The following is a 19926-nucleotide window of genomic DNA, read 5'->3' as shown; positions in this document are numbered from 1 at the left end:
TTTTCGTAACGCACACTGCCATCCAGATTGCGTACGCGGATCGTCGCCTGCAGGCCATGCACATCGTCCAGAGCATGGTTCACGAGCACGATGCCGTTGTCGTCATACGAATATTGGATATGCACCAGCTCATTGGCTTTCTTCGCGCCGAAATAGGCGCCGGCTGGATTCATGTAGTAGTCGTACAGATGCCAGTGCAGGGACGGCCATGCGTTGTTGAGCATCCAGTAGATCACGCCGGTGGCGGGCTTGGCCGCATCCATATGCGCATTGAACGCCTCGAATTGCGCGCGGACGTTGTCGTAATTGTCGAGCTGGGCCTTGGCGACGTAATCGGCAAGGCTCGTCGGCGCGCCGTAGCGATGGGCCAGCGCCGTGTCGAACGGCGTAAGCACCGCGAAAGTCGACCAATCCGCGGAGGCGTGGTAATGCCTTGAGTCCGGATATTTCCACAGTGCTTCCTGTTCCTGCGGTGAAAGCATGCGCTGCACATCTTCCAGCCGCGGGATATCGGCGCCCGCGCTGACTTCGGAGTCGAAGCCGAATGCGCCGCCGAGCCTGTCGGCATACCAATATGCCGGCGGTATCCAGTCGTACGGGCCGGCCATCTTCATGCCGGAAGGGCCGGCTTCGGCGGTGCCCTGGTCGACCGCCGCCGAGACGATGGGCAACGACCAGTCCGCTGCGCGCAGTGTATCGACGTACATCTTTGCGATGGCGGGCGGCGGGGCATTGTCGCTGCCGATCAGAAAACCAATCACCGAAGGATGGTTGCGCAGCAGGCGCGCTTCGCTGGCCATGGATTCCTCCGCCACCTTGAGGTCGGCGGCAGTCCACGGTGAGCCGCCGGTCTTGGCGGCCGATTCCCATTTGTCGCAGCACTCCCAGCCCGCCAGCACCATGATGCCGTTGCGGTCGGCCAGATCGTAGAAGCGCTGGTTTTCCAGCTTGCCTTCGCTGCGGATGGTGTTGAGGCCGAGATTGACGACGTAGTTGAACTCGGCCTCCATGCGCGTGGAATCGTCGCGCAGGAACATGTCCGGCGCCCAGCCGCCACCGCGGATCAGCAGCGGCTTGCCGTTGATGAAGAACTGGCGATAACCCTGTTTCGTGAGATTCGAACTGACGCTGCGGATGCCGAACGTCGTGCTGGCCCGGTCGGATACTGCGCCATCGACCGCTGCACTCAGCTCCAACTGGTACAGCGGATGCTCGCCCATGCCGATCGGCCACCAGATCTTCGGGTGATCGAGCGCCAGGCCCGGCGTTGTTTGCGGTGAGAAAGAAACGACCTGCGTTTGTCCTGCTGCGAGGTGGACGGTCTGCTGCAGGGAAACGCCGGCCGCGGTGCCGGTGATGGTCGCATCATGCGCTACCGTGTCGAGATTCTTCGCGCTTACCTTGACAGCCAGCGTGGCGTGCGAGAGATCCGGCAGCGTCGAAAGCACGTGCGGAAAGCTCAATTGGACTGGCCCGGTCTGCACGATATCCACACCGCGCCACGGGCCCATGTTGTTATCCGGCGGCGTGGGGTTCCAATCCACCCAGCCGATCGACAAGCTCTTCCTGGGATCGGCCGGATGCACCTGCATGGCAAGCACATTGCTGCCCGCGTGCACCCATGACGTAACGTCGATGTCATGTACGGGATAGGCGCCGGCGACGTTGGCGACCTGATGACCGTTCACCCACAGGTCGGCGCTGGCGATGATGCCGTTGGTGCGCAGCAGGATGTGTTTTCCCTTAATGTCTTTCGGCAACGTGAACTCGGCGCGGTACCACCACGGCGTCACGAACAGGTTGCCGCTGGCTTCAGGCACCTGCACCGCGCGCAGGTTGTCGCTGTAGAACACGTTTTTATACGTACCGTTTTCCAGCAGTCCGGCCATGACGGTGGCGCGGCCGCTTACCGGATACCAGCCTGTGGCGGCGAAGCGGGCCGAAGAGATTTCCGCGCCACCTTGCTGGGCTTTTGCACTGTCCTGCATCTGCCAGTTGTCGATCGCGGTGACGGAGCCAGCATCGAGTGTGATGTGCGTGGGCGCGTAAGCCGACTGCGCGTGCACGGTCGATGCCATCATCGCAACGACGATCCAAAGCGCGGCTGGAGTTTGCATGGCGTCAGGATTTCCCAAGGTAGGCTTCGTGGATGTCGACCGGCGCGAACGGCCAGGACCGGTTGAGCCTGGCCCAGATCGCAAACACCACCAGGCCGGCGGCGATCCACACGCCGGACAGGATCAGCGACATGGTCGAGGCGGATACGTAGACATAGATCCAGCCCAGCAGCGCGATCGCGCACGGCACCGGATAAAGCCATTGCCGGTACGGACGCGGCAGTTGCGGCTGGCGCTTGCGCAGCACGACCAGCGCGGCGATCTGCGCGATCGACTGCACGATGATGGTCGCGGTCAGCAGCATGTTGATGACGTCGGTGAGATCGAAGAAAGTGCCGATCGCTGTCACCACACCCATCGTAAGCAGCGCTACGTGCGGAAAGTCGTGCCTGGCATGCAGGCGCGCGAATACGGAAAGAAACACCTTGTCCTGCGCTGCTTGAAAAGGTACGCGTGAACCGCCCAACAGGCCGGTGAACACGGAAGCGAACGCGGTAATGATGATAAGCACGGTCATCAACGCCGCAGCCAGATGCCCCCAGCTGCGCTCCACCACCAACGAGGCAACGGACTTGGACTGCGCGATCTCCTGCCACGGCGCCACGCCCAAGACGCTGATGTTGAGCAGCAGGTAGACGACCATCATCGCGATGATCGAGACAATGATCGAACCGGGCATGGTCCGCCCCGGATTGCGCAGCTCGTCGCCGATGTAGGCGGTGGTGTTGTAGCCCAGATAATCGTAGATGCCGATAATCAATCCGGCGCCAAGCCCCACGAAGAAATGGCCGCCGAACAAGCCGGTGGGATACGCAAAGGCAAAACCCCCATTGAAGTGCGAGAAACCCGCCGCCGATACACCCACCACCGACACCAGCATGATGATCCACAACGCAACGGTGATCGCGCGCACCGATTCGATACGCCGGTACAAAAGCCAGGTGACGATGACGGTCGACACCAGGCTGACCCCATGCACCGCCCACCAGCCCAGGTTGGGAAAGAAGAATCCCAGATACTCCACCATGCCGATGATGCCGGTGGACATCAGCAAGGGAATCGCCAGCAGCATGGTCCAGATAAACAGAAACGGCATCAGCTTGCCGGTACGGTATTGGAACGCCTCGCGCAGATACACGTAGGTTCCGCCCGAGCCCGGCATTGCCGCGCCGAGTTCGGCCCAGACCAGGCCATCGGCCACTGCGAGGATGGCGCCGGCGATCCAGCCGATCACCGCCTGCGGACCGCCCATCGCCGCCACCATGATCGGAATGGTGATGAACGGCCCGATGCCACACATCTGCGTCATGTTGATCGCGGTGCCGGAGAATAGGCCGATGGAGCGGTGGAGGGTGTGGTCGCGAGCGGGTTGGGGTACGGAGTGTTGCATGCTTGCCTTGGTTTGATGAGTTGCTAACGGTTACCGCGATCTGCTCCCTCCCCTACGTGTAGTAGGGGAGGGTTGGGGTGGGGTGAAGCAACCTCGCGATGTGTTTCAACCATGCGGCAAGCCCAGACAACCCACCCCAACCCTCCCCAGCACGCAGGGGAGGGAGCGCAGCATGGCAAGTACAGAGAAGGCTCCGCTTACCACTGCCCACGCACCCCAACCATAAACATCCGCTCCGAAAACGTCGAATGCGCAGGCTGGTCCGGCCACACCAGGTAGTAATGCTGGTACTCGTTGGTGAAGTTGGTTCCATCCAGGAACACCTCGGCGTACTTGTTGAACTTGTAGGAAACCGACGCATCCAGATACTTCTGCGGCGCCTCGTACATCTCCATGCCGGTAATGCCTCCCACGCTGTCCATCACCGCGCGCCGCGACCGATAGTTGTACGCCAGGCGTGCCTGGAAGTGATCGCTCTGGTACCAAAGAATGAAATTGCCCGATTCGGTCGAGTTGTCCTGGAAAGGAATGCGGTGACCGGCCAGGTCCGTTTCACCCGAATTGCTCGGCGCGTACGTCGCGTTCACCTCGATACCCGTCTTGGACAAAAATCCCGGCAGGAAGGTAAAGCCCTGGCGGTAATCGAACTCCGCACCATGAATGCTGTTGCCGGTGCCCTGCACGGGCTCGGTGATCACGATGCAATGGTTGCGCACCACGCCATCCTCGTCGGGCAGGGTGCAGTTGGTGACGCTGCCGTTCTTGATGAAGCTGTCCACGCTGATGCGGAACAAGGCCAGGCTGACCATGCTGGTGGGATTGATGTAGTACTCCAGCGATGCGCCGTAGTTTCTCGAACGCCACGGGTTGAGATTCGGGTTGCCGGTGGAGGTGCCGTTGGAGACGCGGAAGATCGGCCCTTGCGGTGTTTCCGCCAGCGAGTAGTTCAATTGCAAACCACCGCCCCAGGTGCTGAGGTCGAGCGGCATCATGTTCTTGGAATAGGCCAGGCGCAGCTTCAGGGCCTCGGTCAAATCCAGCGAGAAGTTCGCCGATGGCAGCAGGTCGTGATAGCTGCGCTTGGTAATGGATGCGCCGGCGTCGACGGGTTCATCGCCGTATGAGCCCGGCGCGCCGCTCAAGTGCTGGGTGGTTTCCAGATCGGTGTGGATCATGCGCACGCCGATGTTGCCGCTGTACGGCATGTCGCCAAGCGTGCCGTTGAAATCGCCCTGCAGATAGCCCGACAACTCCTTCAATCGCACTGCCCAGGTCGTGCCCGGCTCGCCCACCTCGACGGTGTCGGGATAGAGCGATTTCCAGTACGAAACAGGGTTGATCATCGCCGACGGATTGATCGCCCAGAAGTTGATGCCCGAGCCCAGCAGGTTGGTGTATTTCTGCCAGTTGCCCGACAGCGGCGCGGCGGTATTGGGCATCTGCAACGAGGACAGGGGGCCTGCGCGGTAGTAGCCGAGCGCATTGCCGGCGGTACAGGTGCCGCTGTTTAACACAACGTCTGCACCGACATAGCGCACCAGGCATCCATTTGGATCGCTGGCGCCCATGCCTGCATACACCGGCGTTTCCAGTGTCCAGCCATCGTTGCTGGCGTTGCGGATGCTGTTGCGCACGCCGAATTCCAGCTTGAAGCCGTCCTGGAAATCGTATTGCCCGTCGAAGCGCAGCGCATTGAGCGCCACCTTACGGTTGTAGTCGCCGGAGGACTCCAGCGTCTTCATCGTCCAGCCGTTGGGGTTGGCGAAATCCGCGGCCAGCGACGCCGGCATGCTCACCTTGATGTAGCGGCCGCCGAAATCCGCAATGATCGGCACCGTGTTCTGCGGTACGCCGTTGGCGTTGAACACGCGATTGCCGCCGAGCTGCGCCGGATAGACGAAGGTGCCGGGTGGCACCGCGCCGTCGGGCACGCCGGGCATCAACACGTTCGGCCACAGCGCGCCGTCGGAATCGGAAATATTGACGTCGGTTTCCTGGTTCGTTTGCGAGGCGATGTCGTGGATGCCGCGCACGCTGGCGGTGAACGGGCCGCCGTTGTCGTAATCCAATTGCAGGTTGAAGTTCTTCGCCACCGAGCTTTTCTGGATGATCTGCGAGTACGACTCCACGTCGCCCGGCCATTTCTCGTACACCTGGGTGGTATAGATCTGTGAACCTTCCCAGCCGGGCTCGGGCGTGCCGTAGGAACCGAGGGCAGGGCTGCCGGTATTGCGCGATTGCAGCGGCACGTAGGTGGCGCCCTGCCAGTTGGTGGAGTTGAACTGGATGCCGACGTTGCGATCGTATTCGCGCTGCTGCGAATAGAAATAATCGCTGGTCACACTGAAGCCATTGCCCAGGTCCATCTGGAACGACGCATTGCCCGACTTGCGCTTGCGCTGCGTGGTGATGTCATTCAGGCCGATGTCCTGGCTGCCCATGAATACGCCGTTGGATTTGCCGTCGCCATTCACGTCCACGCTGCCGTCGGCATTCTGCACGATCTGCGGCGGAATCGGCGCGCCATTCCAGGGCGTGAGAAAGCCGTTGTAGCCGCCCGCGCTGGCCGCGTTCTCGCCATTGAGCACCACACCGTATTGGTCCAGGCCTTCGGTGGCGTTCATGCGTGTGGTGTTGGAGAAATCGGCGGCGATCAGCAGGCCCCAACGGCCGTGGTCGTTGAACGAAATAAGACCGTTGGCCTCGGGCCCCCAATGACGCGTAGTGCTGCCGCGTTCGCCGTTTGCCGAATAGCTATAGGTGAATCCGCTGGGCAGATCCCATGGACGATAGGTATGCAGGTCGATGGCGCCGCTGATGCCGCCATCGGTTTCGTTGGCGGTGGACGATTTGACCACATCCACGCCATGGAACAGCGTGGACGGCAACATGGTGAAGTCGGGCTGCTGCGAGTCGATCTGATCGGCCGTGATGAACACTTCGCCATTCAACATGGTGCCGACCTGGGGCAGGCCGCGCACGTCCACCGAAGTACCCACGCCGGCATCGCGATTGATCTGCACGCCGGTGACGCGCTGCAGGGAATCGGTGATCGTGGTGTCGGGCAGGGCGCCGATGTTTTCTGCCGTGATGCTGTCCTGGATGTTGGCCGCTTGGCGTTTCAGGTCGATGGCGCGCATCTGCGACGCACGCACGCCGGAAACCGCCACGGTCGCCAGCGTAATCGCGTTCTTCTCCGCGTCGCTGTTGGCTTTGGCGTCGGGTTTCTTGGCGCTGGGCGAGGACGGCGAGGGTGCCGGCGTGGTTTGCGCCGTACCGGCCTGGCCGCCAGTTTGCTGATCGGCGAACGGCGATGCCGCCGCCGACGTCGACACGATGGCGAACAGCGACAGGGTGATGCCAAACGACAATGGATGCTTGCGTAATACGGTGGACATGGGCCTTGACCTCGTTGCTGTTGCCTGTCGAACCTCAACTGCTCCGTGTGTTCCAAAAACGTGTAGCCCGGCGGGGCCCGCCAGTTCGCCCGCCGTGGTGATGCCATCCGTCCTTTTTCCCCAACCCGCGGAGCGCGTGCCCCGCGTACCGCTTATTTCGAAAACGTGATTCGCGCCAACGCCCACTGGCCATTGCGCGGATCGCCGGTGGCAAAAACACAGAGATTGCGCACGCCGGCCCCCGCCGGCATCGCAAGCGTTGCCTCAAGCTTTGTTTGCGCTTTCATCGCTGCTGCGCCTTGCAGCGGAAGGCTGGCAAGCAGCGGTCCGGTGCAGGTATCGGCATGTATTTCGATTTCACCGGCCGCGCTGGATTTGGAACGCACCACGGCGTCCTTGGCTTCGTCGCCGAAGCGCCAGGTGATGCGCTCCACGTTGATCGCGACGTGCTTGGCATCATTGAGCGGTGCCTGCGGCCACAGCCAGCACGCGTTGCCGATATCCACCGCGTAGATCGGCCGCATCCCTTGCGCAGGCTTGGCGCCTTCCAGGCGCGAGGGCGGTTGATGGGAGCACGTCGCAAGCGCGCTGCTGTCGCGGCTCAACAAAGTGTTTTCATCCAGAACCTGTGTGCGGGACGCGGCGAGTTCGAAACCGTCCGGCGTAAACGTCGCGGCGCGCAGGGTGGCCTTGCCCGATAGCGTGAGCGGTCCGGCATAGGGTGTGGATCGGTTGGTCGGTTCCGATCCGTCCGTCGTATAACGCATCGTTCCGGCTGCCACCTGGTTGGATAGCTCGATCCGGAATCCGCCATTCGTGCTTGCCGTGACATGGAAAGCCGGAGCAAACGCGCTGTCGGCGTAATCGATGCCGAGCGCGCGATAACGCGCCAGTTCGGCCGGCATGCGTTGCAGAAAATCGTTCCAGTCGTGTGCGCTGGCTGGTGACCAGCCCAGCTCCGAAAGCGCCGCGATGCGCGGGAACACCGCGTGCTGATCGTGCGCGAAGGTGGGCATCTGCTCGGTCCAGAGGCCGCCCTGCACGCCGATGATGCGCTTGGCTTCGGCCGCGTTTGCGCCATTGGGGATAACGGCCGTGTCATAGGTTTGCCGCAACGTCGCAGCGGGAGGCGGTCCCTGCCACTCGTCGGGCAGGTTGGATTGATAGTGATCGAAATACAGCGATTCCTGAGGCGTCATCACCACGTCATGGCCTTGCTGGATAGCCGCGATCGCCACGCGTTCGTTGTCGTTGCCGTGCCAGGACATCACCACTTCGGGTGTGGGAAGCGTCGCGCCGGCGACCAGTTCGTCGTCCCAGCCCACCGGCCTGCGTCCGTGCTGAATCAGATGCGCGGCGACCTGGTTGGTGAACCAGCTCTGCAGCTGATCCATGTTCGCCACGCCCAGCTTGTGCATCTGTGCGCGTACCTCCGGCGACGCGTTCCACTGTTGCTTGTCGGCCTCGTCGCCACCAATGGAGATATAGCGTGAGGGGAACAGCCGCATCACCTCATCGAGCACGTCGTCGACAAACTGCAAGGTCTTTTCGTTGGGCTTGAGCAGCCACGGGCTGACGCCCCAATCGGTCCATACCGCAGGGCGCTTGCCGGTAACGCCCAGCCATGGATAAGCGGCAATGGCGGCCTGCGAATGACCCGGCAGATCGATTTCCGGTACCACGTCCACATAGCGCTCGGCGGCGTAGCGCACGATGTCGCGCACCTCGGCTTGCGTGTAAAAGCCGCAATAGGGCAGGTCGGGCGAACCGGTCAGCTCACTGTCCAGGCCCACCGCCTTGCGGCATGCGCCGATTTTGGTGAGTTCGGGATATTTGGTGATTTCGAGGCGCCAGCCTTGGTCTTCGGTGAGATGCCACAGCAACACGTTCAACTTGTTGAGCGACATCCAGTCGATCAATTGCTTGATCTGCGCCACGCGCTGGAAGTGCCGTCCGGAGTCGAGCAGCAAGGCGCGCCATGCGAAACGCGGGTGATCGTCGATAACGCCATAAGTCACCTTGACCGGCGCGCCACGCGTCCATCCGGGCGGCGTCAGCAACTGCCATAGCGTGACGCTGCCGTAGAACGCGCCACGCGACGTGCGTGCCGTGATCACGATGCCGGCGTCGTTGACCGTGATGCGATAGCCGGCATCGTCAGCGATATCGGTGTGCGGGTTTACATCGAAGGTGATGGCGGGATGTGCAGCATCCTTAGTCGCCACGTGCAGGTGCAACCCGTTCGTGTCGGACACGCGCTGCACGAACCGTTCCGCGATGGACAACACCTGCTGGCGATCCTCGCCGCGCACGGACACGACGGCACCATCGCCGATTTCGTTGGCACCCGATGCGGCAGGGCTGACCTTTGCCGGCAGCGGCAGCAACGACCATGCGGGAGCCGGTGTTGCCATGGCCACGCTCGCAGTCGCCAGCCATGCGATAGCGATGCAACGGAAGCATGCCGATAGCGCGATGCGGTTCATGCGCTCACCCCATCCGTTGCCGTCAGCGTTTGTGCCGCCGACATGCCGCGCCTGAGATACCACTGAGCGGCACCTTGCACGCCATGGCGGCCGTGCTCGGTCACCCATACCGGCACTTGCGAGAGCAATGCGCTCGCGCTGCGTCCATGCAGGAAGCGTTCTTCGAACGCGCTGCGCTTGAGCAACTCGTAGATGGAAGACAGAAAACCGCCGGCCAGGTACACGCCGCCGGTGGCCATGAAAACCATCGCCAGATTGCCGCTGAAACTTCCCAGTGCAGCACAGAAAATATCCACCGCTTCCACGGCCTGCACGTCGCTGCACGCAAGCGCCGCTGCAGTGACGGCTTCAGGCGTGGTTAGCTTCGGCGGCTCTCCCCACAAAGTGCACACAATGGCGTAGATGGTGTGCAGGCCAGGGCCGGAAACGATGTGCTCAAACGGCACGTAGCCGCCGTTGGGCGCCAGGTGCATGAGAATCTCGCGCTCGCGCACGGAGTTCGGTGCGAAATCCATCTGCCCCGCTTCCGTCGTCAACACGAAACCGCCATCCACGCCGGGAACGTGCACCGCCGCGCCAAGGCCGGTGCCCGGACCGATCACCAGGGTAGGGCCGCCGGGCGCTTTGTCCGGTCCACACAAGTGGCGGCCATCGTCGGTGAGATGACCGTCGAGCGCATAGGCCAGTGCTTCGAAATCATTGAGCACGGCGACGTCCTCCAGGCCTAGCGCGCCGCGCAGTTGGCTCAGGCGGATCGGCCAGGCAAGGTTGTCGTTGACGACTTCGTCACCCACGATCTGGCCCGCGCAGGCGAGCACGCAATGCTTCACCGTGGCGCGCACGTCCGTGTCGATAAAGGCTCGCAACAGTTCCGGCAGCGCTGGGAATTGCGCGCACGCGAACACGCGATAAGCCAGCGTTTCCACCCCGTGGGCAGCGTCTTGCGCGGCGCGCATCCACGCCACACGCGCATGCGTGCCGCCGATATCGGCCGCCAGAAACGGCGTCGCCGGTATCACCGCCGATTGATCGGAATGGTCGATTGCCACGCCCAGCATGCCCCCCGGCATTGGAACTTCATATCAGCCTGGACCGGAATTGACACCGGTGTCAAGCGGTGGCGCACAAAGCGGTTCTGAAGGAGAGTGCTGAGGAATTTCTAACTGTGCGAATGACGGCTCCCTCCCCTGCACGCAGGGGAGGGCTGGGGTGGGGTTGCTCGAGCTTGCCGCATTGTTGAAATGTGTCGCGAGGTTGCTTCACCCCACCCCACCCTAACCCTCCCCTGCTACATGCAGGGGAGGGGACACATTCGGACAAGCTGAGACTCGACGCTAATCAGGCCGTGGAGACAGGCACTCATTGCGTCACATCAAAACCACGCCTACGGCAGCACCGGCAGTATCGGCATGGACCAACTTTGGCCGATGTATCCGGTGCAATCCTGCACGGTCAGCTGTGTACCGGAAGCTCCTTCCGTCAGGCAATACTGACCGTTGCCGAGATTGGTGAATAGCAGATCACGGCCGCCTCCAACCCACCACTGCTGACTGGCGCTACCCGTGCATGGATCGACGATCACGCCCGAACCTGCGGGCGAATCGGCGTTGGCGACGTCCAGGCAAAGATTGCTTTGCAGCCGCATGGTGCCATCGCTCCCGAGCACAAAAGCTTGGGACTCCTTCGTCTTGTCGCAGGTCTGGGTGGTAGCCGCCACGTTGATGGTGCCGTTCCCTGCATCTGCGCAAAGGCCATCGTCGCCCGTGTACAAACCGCGCAGCAAATTGCCTGCGCCGTTGTAATACTCGTTATAAGCGACCGAGCTGGAGTTGACGCAGTTTGTGTCGGCGCCAGAGCTGGAGACACTAGCTGTGTACTGGCCGCCGTTGCCACTGGGCTCGCCTATGATCACATCGCTGTAGGGCTGGTTGTAGCAGTTCGAATTGGGCGAATTCGCTTCCAGATAAGTGGTGCGGCCGACCATGCCCTGTGGCGAAATACCGGTGGTGCTGGTGAGGATGCTGCCCAGCTTGAAGGTTACGGTAGGGTGGTAGGTATCGGTGATCGTAACGCCTAGCCACTGTCCGCCTTCATAAGCAACGTGGAATTGATAGTTCTCGCCGGCCAGCCAGTTGTAAGGCAGGCGGCATGTGACGCGGGAAGGGGTGCCGCTGTGGACAACGCAATAGCTACCGGCCGCGCCGGTCTGGTATTGGGTTGCACCCTGCACCGTAAACACGAAATTGGGGCCGACGTCGGCATTGTCCTCCATCCCGACGCGGCCGCCGTCGCCGGTACCGGACAGAACGAACCGGGTGCTCCATAAGACATTGGCGCGGTAACCCGGATTGACTAATACCTTGATGTTGAAATCGACCGACGTCAGCGAGGTAATCGAGGGATCCCATTTGTATTTGGCATAGCTACCGGGTACGTCGCCGGCGTGGGCGATAAATGGAAACAATAAAAGCCAGGGCAGCGTATACAAGCTCTTTGTCGCCTTCATGATTGCCTCCGTTAGTTGACCCCCTTGTTGATGACGTGAGCTACTTGCGTAAGCGAACGCTTGCCCGAACACAGGCTAAGGGTTCGAATGGAACAAAACACTCCCTGCCACGCCGCGCGCGGCGGCATGTTTTTTTATGTACGCGGTTATTCCCGGCGATGAGCTTATGCGCAGCGAAGTCGATGCCGCGTGAGAACGTTTACAGGCCTGTTTTCAATGGATGAGTTCGCTTGTCGACATCGAAGGCGGCGCATCGTGAATGTCCGCGCCCCAGGCCTTGTTGGGCTCGGGCCCCATTGTGAACACCCATGTTCCACCGTTGGCGATGTCGGCATGGCTGAACCACGGTTTGTTCCACGGTTTGCCATTGAGCGTGGCGGATTGGATGTACATGTTCTGCGCCGAGTTGTTGCGCGCGACGACCTCGAAGATCTTGCCGTTGCCCATGTGCAGCCGCACGCGATCGAAAATCGGACTTCCGAGAATGTAATCAGGGCTGGAAGGATCGGCCGGATAAAAGCCCATTGCACTGAGCACATACCAGGACGAAGTCGAGCCTTGGTCGTCCATGCCAGGAAAGCCGTAACCGCTGGCGTCGCTGCCATACAGCTCATCGAGAATGCGGCGTACCAAGGCTTGCGTTTTCCACGGCTGGCCGCTCCATGCGTACAAGTAGGCGGCTTGCTGATCCGGCTGATTGCCCTGCACGTATTGCCCGATCATGCCGGTGCAGTCGCGGCAGATGCCCTTGGGATGATAGGGCGTGGAGAAGAACGCATCGAGCTTGGCGTTGAATGCATCGTCCCCGCCGAGCAGATTGATCAAGCCTCGCACGTCGTGCGGCACCAGCCACAGCGTGGACCAGCCCGAGGCTTCCTTCATCATGAAGTTGTAGTACGGCTCGCCCGGATCGAATGGTGAAATCCACTTACCGTCCCCGGTGCGGCCGCGCATGAAGCCTACCGATGGATCGAATACGTTGCGATAGTTTGCGGCGCGGCGCAGAAACATGTGTGCGTCATCTGTCTTGCCGAGCCGGCGGGCGACATCGGCTAGCGCATGATCGTCCCAGGCGTATTCGAGCGTGGTGGCGACGCCTGCCTTGCCGCCCGCATAGGGCGGGCTGGGATTGCCGGGCGGAACGATGTCGGCAATCCAGCCGTTCTTCATGTATTCGTCCAGATAACCGCGCGGACCGTTCGGATCGGTCGCGTTCTTGCGCAAGTATGTATAGACGTCAGCATAGTCGAACGGAATGCCGCGTTGCCAGGCGCCGTCGTAAAGGAACACCGCGTGATCGCCGTGGAACGAGGTATCCATGTAGCCACGTTCGCGCGCGCGATCCAGCTCCGAATGCATGATGTCCTGCAGCACCTTGGGTTCAAGCAGCATCAGCAGCACGATCTGGTTGCGGCCGGTATCCCAGAACGGCACTGGTCCGTAGCGATTGTAGCTGGCGATCTGGTCGTGGCCATTCGTGTCGACGAAATGCTCGCCCTTGCGTGCGACCAGGCGCGGGCTGGCGAAGGCTTGATATAGCGTTGAATAGAACAGCATGCGCTGCTTGGGTGTGCCGCCGCTCACTCCGATACGGTCGAGCAACTTCGCCCAGGCATCGCGCGCCTGAGCATGCACGCGCGCGAAATCCCAACCAGGATCTTCGGCGCGCAGCCGTTGTTCGGCCTCCTGCGCGCTATGGCCGTGTGCGATCTTGACCAGCACCTGCTCGCCGGCTTGCGTGTCGAAAGTGACGTAGGCGCCCGCATAACTACCCGATACGCTACGGCGGTCGGCTTGCACATCCTGATCGCCGATGCCGAAGCCTTCGTGTTCATGGTTGGCGCGGAAGGTGCCGAACGCGGTGAACGGACGCGAGAACTCGGCCACGAACCACGGGCCATCCGATCCGTCTTGCGCGCGCCTGTTGCTACTGACCCCGCGGATGGTGCGATCGTCCACCACTTCCACATCGCCACCAGGCCGGCGCAGGTTGATGACGACGTTCGCGCGATGGCTCGCCGGAAAGGTGAAGCGCATCAGGCTGGTCCACTGCGTTGTGGTCAGTTCGACGCGTGTGTGGAAGCTGGCGAGATCGACTGCGTAGTAACCGGGCGAGGCCTTTTCGCTGGCCTTGTCGTAATACGACGGCGTGTAGTCGGGCGGCATCGTCCAGTCGCCTACCACTGGCATGATCATCGGCTCCGCGCGTCCACCGTAGGTGGAACCGCCGCCGCCGGTGAAACCGATCATGGCCGGGCGGTTGTAGGCGTAGGAGGTGGCGACGCCTGTCGGGTAACTGAGATCGACATTGATGTTGACTGGCGCCGCTTCGGTCGTGCTTTGCGGAAGGTGCGCGCCTGGAGAGGTCATGCCGGTATACAGCGGCTCGCCTGGGGGTGGGGCGTTGCCGATCAGGGATTGTTTGTCCAGTGATGCGGTGCCAACGAGTGGATTGGCTTCGTCGATGGGCGAAACCACAGACTGCGGGTCATTACGTTCGGCCTGGCTCGTATCTACGTTTCCAAAAACGCAGATGGTCAGCGCAATGGAAAACGCAGCACGGCGATTGAATATCGACGAAGCGCCGCGATGAAGGCGCGCAAGAAATGGATTCATGGGTTCCTCTTATGCGATGAACTGCTCCCTCCCCTACGTGTAGTAGGGGAGGGTTTGGGGTGGGGTGAAGCAAGCTCGCGATGTATGTCAATCATGTGGCGAGCTCGGACAACCCCACCCAAGCCCTCCCCTGCGAGCAGGGGAGGGAGCTGGGCTCAGCGTTCTCAACCACCATCACCAAACTTGTACGTCAGCCCCAGGTAATACTGCCGCCCCGCATACTCCAGCTGATACAACCTCGCCGTGGTATCGCCACCGAGATACTCACGCGCCGTGGCGTGATTCACATTGATGATCGACGCGGTCACCATGAAATGCTTGGTGAACTCGTAATCACCATTCAGATCGAGCTGGCGATAGGGACTCGTATAGATCGGCAAGCCCGACGACAAGCCCTGCATGGTCCGTCCCGTCCAATTGTTGGTGACGCGTAACAGGAGTCCGTTCTTTTCATAGAACAACGACACGTTCGCCGCGAACTTGGCACTGCCGATCAGCTCCGACTTGCCCACCTGGGTATCGCCAAGCGAAACCGGTGTTTCGTTGGTCTTGTTGAGCGTGTAGTTGGCGATATAGCCAAAGCCCGATTTGAACGTGTGCTGCGTGTAGATTTCCACGCCCTTGGACGTGCCCGAGCGGCCGTTGGCGTTGGTGCTGTACTGCATGAAGTTCTCTTGCGTGCCGCCTACGTTCACCACGATGTTGTTGACGGTGACCGGCACGACGAAGTTCTTCACCTTCTTCTCGAACAAGTCCACGCCCACCACCGATTCCGGCGCGTAATACCATTCGCCCGCCACGTCGAACTGGGTCGCGGTGAAGGGTTTCAGGTCCGGATTGGCACCGCTGCCGTACCAGCCCGGCAAGGGGGCGCCGAACTGCTTGCGGTCGTTGTAGTACGCCTGGGTGTTGTTGGTGAGGCTGCCCAGTTCGGCCAGGTCGGTGTAGTTGGCGCGGGCCATCGCCTGCGAGCCGGCTGCACGGATCACGAAGTTGTTCGGCAGCGTCCAGGCGATGTTGAAGCTGGGCAGCAGCTTGTTGTAGTGCTTGCGTGTAGTGGCGTTGGAGAACGTCTCGATCACCGATTGCTCGCGCGGCAGGTATTGGAAATCGCCCGGTGCGCACGGGCCGCCAGCAATGTTCTTGCCGGTGGTCGGGCAGATCAGGATGTTGCCGTTCGCATCGTGGTAGTACACCGCATTGTTGGTGGTGATGTCGTCGGCCACAGTGATGTCCTGCCCGGTGCTGACAAAACGCAAGCCCACGTTGCCGCGCAACGTGCCCGTGTCGAAGTTCGCCTGCACGTAGGCGGCCGAGATCTTCTCGCGAATGGTCGAGGTATCTTGGGGCTTGTTGTAGACCACCCGATCGTAGGTGGCGTTGAGGTAGTTGTAGTAGGCCGGGAAATTGATCGCCGGGAAGACACTGTCGTTGTAGGCGCCAGTGTGCCCGTTGAGCATGTATGGCATCAGGAAGCCCGCCGGCAGCTGGCCGGCGTTCGGATCGCAGGTCTGGAACTGCAGCGTGGTGCCCTTGCAGTACCAGCGCAATTCGTTGCTCTGCTGCTCGGCGCGGTTGTCGCGGTACTTGATGCCGAATTGCAGCGATTGCATCCAGCTGTCGTCGAAGGCCCAGGTGAAATCCGCCTGTGCGAAGTTCTGCGAGGTGCTGGTGTTCACCATGTTCGAACCGGTCGAACCCAGGTCCACTTGGCCGGCACCGGCAAGCATGTTTTGCAGCACATTCGGCGTGGCCGAAATGGTTGGCTTGCCGTTCAAGGTCCACGCGGCGCCGTTGCTGCCGTCCACCCACTGGCCGTTGACGAAATTGCGCGGCTTGGCGGCCATGCCCAGCTCGATCGACGGGCCGCCCGTGGCCCAGGTACGGCCGACGTTGAAGGTTCCGCTGAGGTTGCCGCCGCCGTCCCATTCGCCTTCGAGATTGACGGTTTGCGACGTGGCTTTTTCGACCGAGTAATTACCGTTGAGCCACGGTATCTCGGTGGAGCAGACATCCACCGTCTGCCGTTGCGCACCGGTGACGGGATTGGTCGTCGAGTTGCAGCCCGTGCCCGCGGGCGGAAGTACGTAGTTCACACCGGTGACGACGGTGTGCGATGGATCGAACGTCAGGCCATTGGGCGCGAGCAGCCGGCCTTGCTGGTCCGCGTAACTGCCGGTGGGCAGGCCCCACTCGGGAACCTCCAGCGTGTTGGTGATCTGCGTCTGGTCGCGCTGGAACCGGAAGTAGTTGCCCGTCAGCAGGAAATGATCGGTGGGCTTGAACTGCATGGTCGCTTGCACGCCGGTGGACTTCAGGTCCAACTGATTGCGGCTGGTGGAGAACTGCTGCGGCATCCAGTAACCCGAATAGACGTTGCCGGCCTGGTCGGTCACGCCACCACCGGGCCACAGCGCGAGATTGGGCGCTACGTCTGCGCCGTATTGCTGGTGATGCACGTTGACCGGCGGCTCGGTGCAGGTGGTGAAGTCGGTGCAGTTGTTGGCCCACCAGTGCCAGCTCGAACCATTGGCCATGTAATCGACGTCGCGGCGCTTCAAGTATGAGCCCGCGACGAGCACGCCGAAGGTCTGGTCCTTGTTCTTCCAGGACCACAACGCCGAGGCCTGCGGGTCCTTCCTGGCGCTGTTGTCCGAGCCTGCGCCGTTGATGGAGATAAAGCCATCATTGGCTTTCATCTCCAGCGGACGGCGCGTGCGCAGATCGACGTTGCCGCCGATGCCGCCTTCATCCAGGCGCGCTTCCAGGCTCTTATAGAGTTTGATGTCCGAGAACATGTTGGCCGGCATCAAGGTGTAATTGAACGAGCGCGTCAGGCTGGCCGAGGTATCGGCCGAGGCTACGTAATTGCCGTTCAACTCGGTCAAGGTGAGTTCCGGCGCCAAGCCGCGAATGCTCACGGTCTTGCCTTCGCCGGACTCGCGCGTAATCACCACGCCGGGCACGTGCGCCAGTGCGTCGGCGATGTTCTTGGCGGGAAACTGCGCGATGTTCTGCGCGTTGATCACTTCCACGATGGAGTTGGAATCGCGCTTGTCTTGCAGGTTCTGGTTGATCGACTGGCGAAAGCTCGTAACGACAACGGTCTGCAGAGTCGTGGGATTGGTGGTGCCTTCAGCCTTGGCGGTCGCGGTTTTCTTCGCTTTTGCGTTGTCGGACGTTTGTGCGGGCGGTGTTGGGTTCGTTGTGCTTGCATCAGACGAAGACGTCTGCGCGGCAAAGGCGATGGCGGGCATTCCCAGGCCGCCGCCCAGCGACAAAGTCGCCAAGGCGAGTGCGGTGTACAACGGCTTGCGTGTGGATACGTATGGCAGGTAACTCATTGCGAAACTCCCCTTTCTGGTGTGCGCGCTCCTGCAGTGGGCGCGGTCATTCCCCTGTTTGAATCACGTGCTGCAACTGCGTGATTTTTTTGCTGCTGCGGACCTCCCTCCTCAAATTGAATCGATTGAAAAACAGGCGTCCAACAGGCTCCTGGCCCGCTGTGACGGAATGCTTCAAGGTCTCGAACGTGGCGCGGCTGGCGCTTGGGTTTGGCTTGGCCTAAGCGGCACGTTGCCGCAGGTCATGGCGTAGCCGGTGCGGAACAAATGGCCGCGGGAATGCATGTCGTTGTTGTTATGGCTGTCGTGCAGCGAGTCGATGCGGGCGCGTTTGCAAACTGCGGCTACCGCAAGTCGCGGCAATGGTCCGAACGACATGAGTGGCGGGCATTGCAAGCATCGCGCGATGGATCGAATGCATCGGCGAAACAGGTGATTTCCAGCCTCTTTGCAGAGGCCAGAGGCATTGCGGCAACGATATCTGCAACGCGTAGCAGACCCCACGAACGCAGCGACACGGCTTGCGTGCGGGCCTTTCATCACGGAAATACGGACGGCTTCTGATCTCATGCAGCAGCTTCCAAACTCCCCACGATCCGGCAGGCAGAAAGCAGCGACACTCGCGCGTCGCCCCGAGGCGCGCGTTGATAGCTCTTCTCACCCTTGCCAATTCATTCAGGTCTTCACAACGGCGATGACCTGAATAACCTTTATTATTTGGATCGATCTAATTTATAGTGCGGCAAATTAATACGCCGACGACGCGATAAGTCACGCTGCATCGCAAAAAATGTGGCGAAAATGTGAAGGGATTTGATCATGCGTTTTGAAGCATGACGATCGGATCAGGATATTTGTCGGACCGTTGGCCATGCTATGGCGCTGCGTGCACGACGGCTTTCAACAAGAAACGAATAAGGGAAGGGCGGATGACGAATAACATCGCAATGCGGCGCGCGAGCGCGTGGATAAGCATGGTCGTTGCTGTGGCCGTTGCTTCGACAGCGACAGCGGCGCCTGATGATGCAATGGTCTGGAACGGCAAAACCGCGCCATTGGCTACGCCGTGGACGGCGAAGGTATCTCCTACCAATGCATTGCCCGACTATCCACGCCCGCAACTGGCACGCCCGTCATTGGAGCATCCGCAATGGATTAACTTGAACGGCTTATGGCAGTACGCGCCCAGTGACGGGCATGGCGCGCCACCGTTCGGCCACACATTGAAGGATCAGGTGCTGGTGCCGTATCCGATCGAATCGGTGCTCTCCGGCGTGCAAAAACATGCGGACTACATGTTCTATCGCCGCCTGGTGAATATTCCTGCTGCCTTCACCGCGCATGGCCAGCACGTGCAATTGAATTTCGGCGCGGTGAACTACGACGCCACGGTATACGTCAACGGCACGCAAGTGACGCAGCATACCGGCGGCTATACCTCCTTCAGCGCCGACGTCACCTCAGCGCTTCGGCCGCACGGTCCGCAGGAAATCATCGTCGCGGTGCATGCGCCGGTTGACGCTGCCAACATCATGGTCGGCAAGCAGCGGCTGAAACCCGAAGGCATCTTCTACACCGCGGCCTCCGGCATCTGGCAATCGGTATGGCTGGAGCCGGTGCCCGCCACCAGCCTTGCGCAACTGACCTTCACACCGGCGCGCAGCCTGGACGCGTTCGACGTCATGGCGAAAGTGCAGGGCAACGATGCGAACGCCACGCTGCATGTCACCGCCTACGCGAATGGCCAAGTCGTGGGCGAAGCAAGCGGACCAGCAGGCCAACCGCTGCATCTGAACATCACGCATCCACATCTGTGGAGCCCGCAAGATCCCTTTCTCTACACCTTCAAGGCCACGCTCGCACAAGGCGATCAACACGACGAAGTAACCAGCTATGCCGGCCTGCGCACCATTGCCGTCGAGAAGGTGGACGGACGCAATCGCATCGTGCTCAACGGCAAGCCAACCTTCCTGCTCGCCACATTGGACCAGGGCTACTGGCCGGACGGAATCTACACCGCGCCCACCGACGCCGCGCTCAAGTTCGACATCCAGAAAACCAAGGACCTC

Annotated in this window: 10 protein-coding genes; 2 read left to right on the top strand and 8 right to left on the bottom strand. The window is 61.1% G+C overall.

Translation table 11 applies throughout. The features are described from left to right. From ACTHNE_RS13905 to ACTHNE_RS13870, 8 genes are all read right to left on the bottom strand, one after another. A partial coding sequence (locus ACTHNE_RS13905; RefSeq protein WP_440269571.1) for a glycoside hydrolase family 2 protein occupies positions 1 to 2117 on the bottom strand: 2117 nt, incomplete at its 3' end. Between the two features lie 4 nt (positions 2118 to 2121). Continuing rightward, on the bottom strand, positions 2122 to 3507 hold the full coding sequence (locus ACTHNE_RS13900; protein WP_440269570.1) for an APC family permease: 1386 nt from the start codon (positions 3505 to 3507) through the stop codon (positions 2122 to 2124). A gap of 197 nt (positions 3508 to 3704) precedes the next feature. Next, complete coding sequence (locus tag ACTHNE_RS13895) at positions 3705 to 6905, bottom strand: TonB-dependent receptor (protein WP_440269569.1); 3201 nt, start codon at positions 6903 to 6905, stop codon at positions 3705 to 3707. A 152-nt stretch (positions 6906 to 7057) separates the two neighbouring features. Further along, on the bottom strand, positions 7058 to 9319 hold the full coding sequence (locus ACTHNE_RS13890) for a beta-N-acetylhexosaminidase (protein WP_440269568.1): 2262 nt from the start codon (positions 9317 to 9319) through the stop codon (positions 7058 to 7060). Between the two features lie 68 nt (positions 9320 to 9387). After that, on the bottom strand, positions 9388 to 10449 hold the full coding sequence (locus tag ACTHNE_RS13885) for a glucokinase (RefSeq protein ID WP_440269572.1): 1062 nt from the start codon (positions 10447 to 10449) through the stop codon (positions 9388 to 9390). 326 nt (positions 10450 to 10775) lie between these two features. After that, the gene (locus ACTHNE_RS13880) at positions 10776 to 11897 is read right to left on the bottom strand and encodes an RICIN domain-containing protein (protein WP_324942307.1); all 1122 of its coding nucleotides are present in this window, start codon (positions 11895 to 11897) and stop codon (positions 10776 to 10778) included. A gap of 213 nt (positions 11898 to 12110) precedes the next feature. Beyond that, entirely contained in the window at positions 12111 to 14513 is a 2403-nt protein-coding gene (locus ACTHNE_RS13875) for a GH92 family glycosyl hydrolase (protein ID WP_440269567.1), read from the bottom strand. 164 nt (positions 14514 to 14677) lie between these two features. Then, positions 14678 to 17857: a TonB-dependent receptor gene (locus ACTHNE_RS13870; protein ID WP_440269566.1), complete on the bottom strand. Its 3180-nt coding sequence runs from the start codon at positions 17855 to 17857 to the stop codon at positions 14678 to 14680. A 58-nt stretch (positions 17858 to 17915) separates the two neighbouring features. Here ACTHNE_RS13870 and ACTHNE_RS13865 point away from each other — a divergent pair, with 58 nt between their 5' ends. After that, on the top strand, positions 17916 to 18110 hold the full coding sequence (locus ACTHNE_RS13865) for a hypothetical protein (protein ID WP_440269565.1): 195 nt from the start codon (positions 17916 to 17918) through the stop codon (positions 18108 to 18110). Between the two features lie 676 nt (positions 18111 to 18786). Then, on the top strand, positions 18787 to 19926 hold a 1140-nt coding region (locus ACTHNE_RS13860), incomplete at its 3' end, for a glycoside hydrolase family 2 protein (protein WP_440269564.1).

It is taken from the genome of Dyella sp., from assembly GCF_051954575.1.
In the GTDB taxonomy this organism is placed as follows: domain Bacteria; phylum Pseudomonadota; class Gammaproteobacteria; order Xanthomonadales; family Rhodanobacteraceae; genus Dyella_B.
Note: the sequence above shows the minus strand (reverse complement) of the source record. Positions and strands in the feature narration are given on the sequence as shown.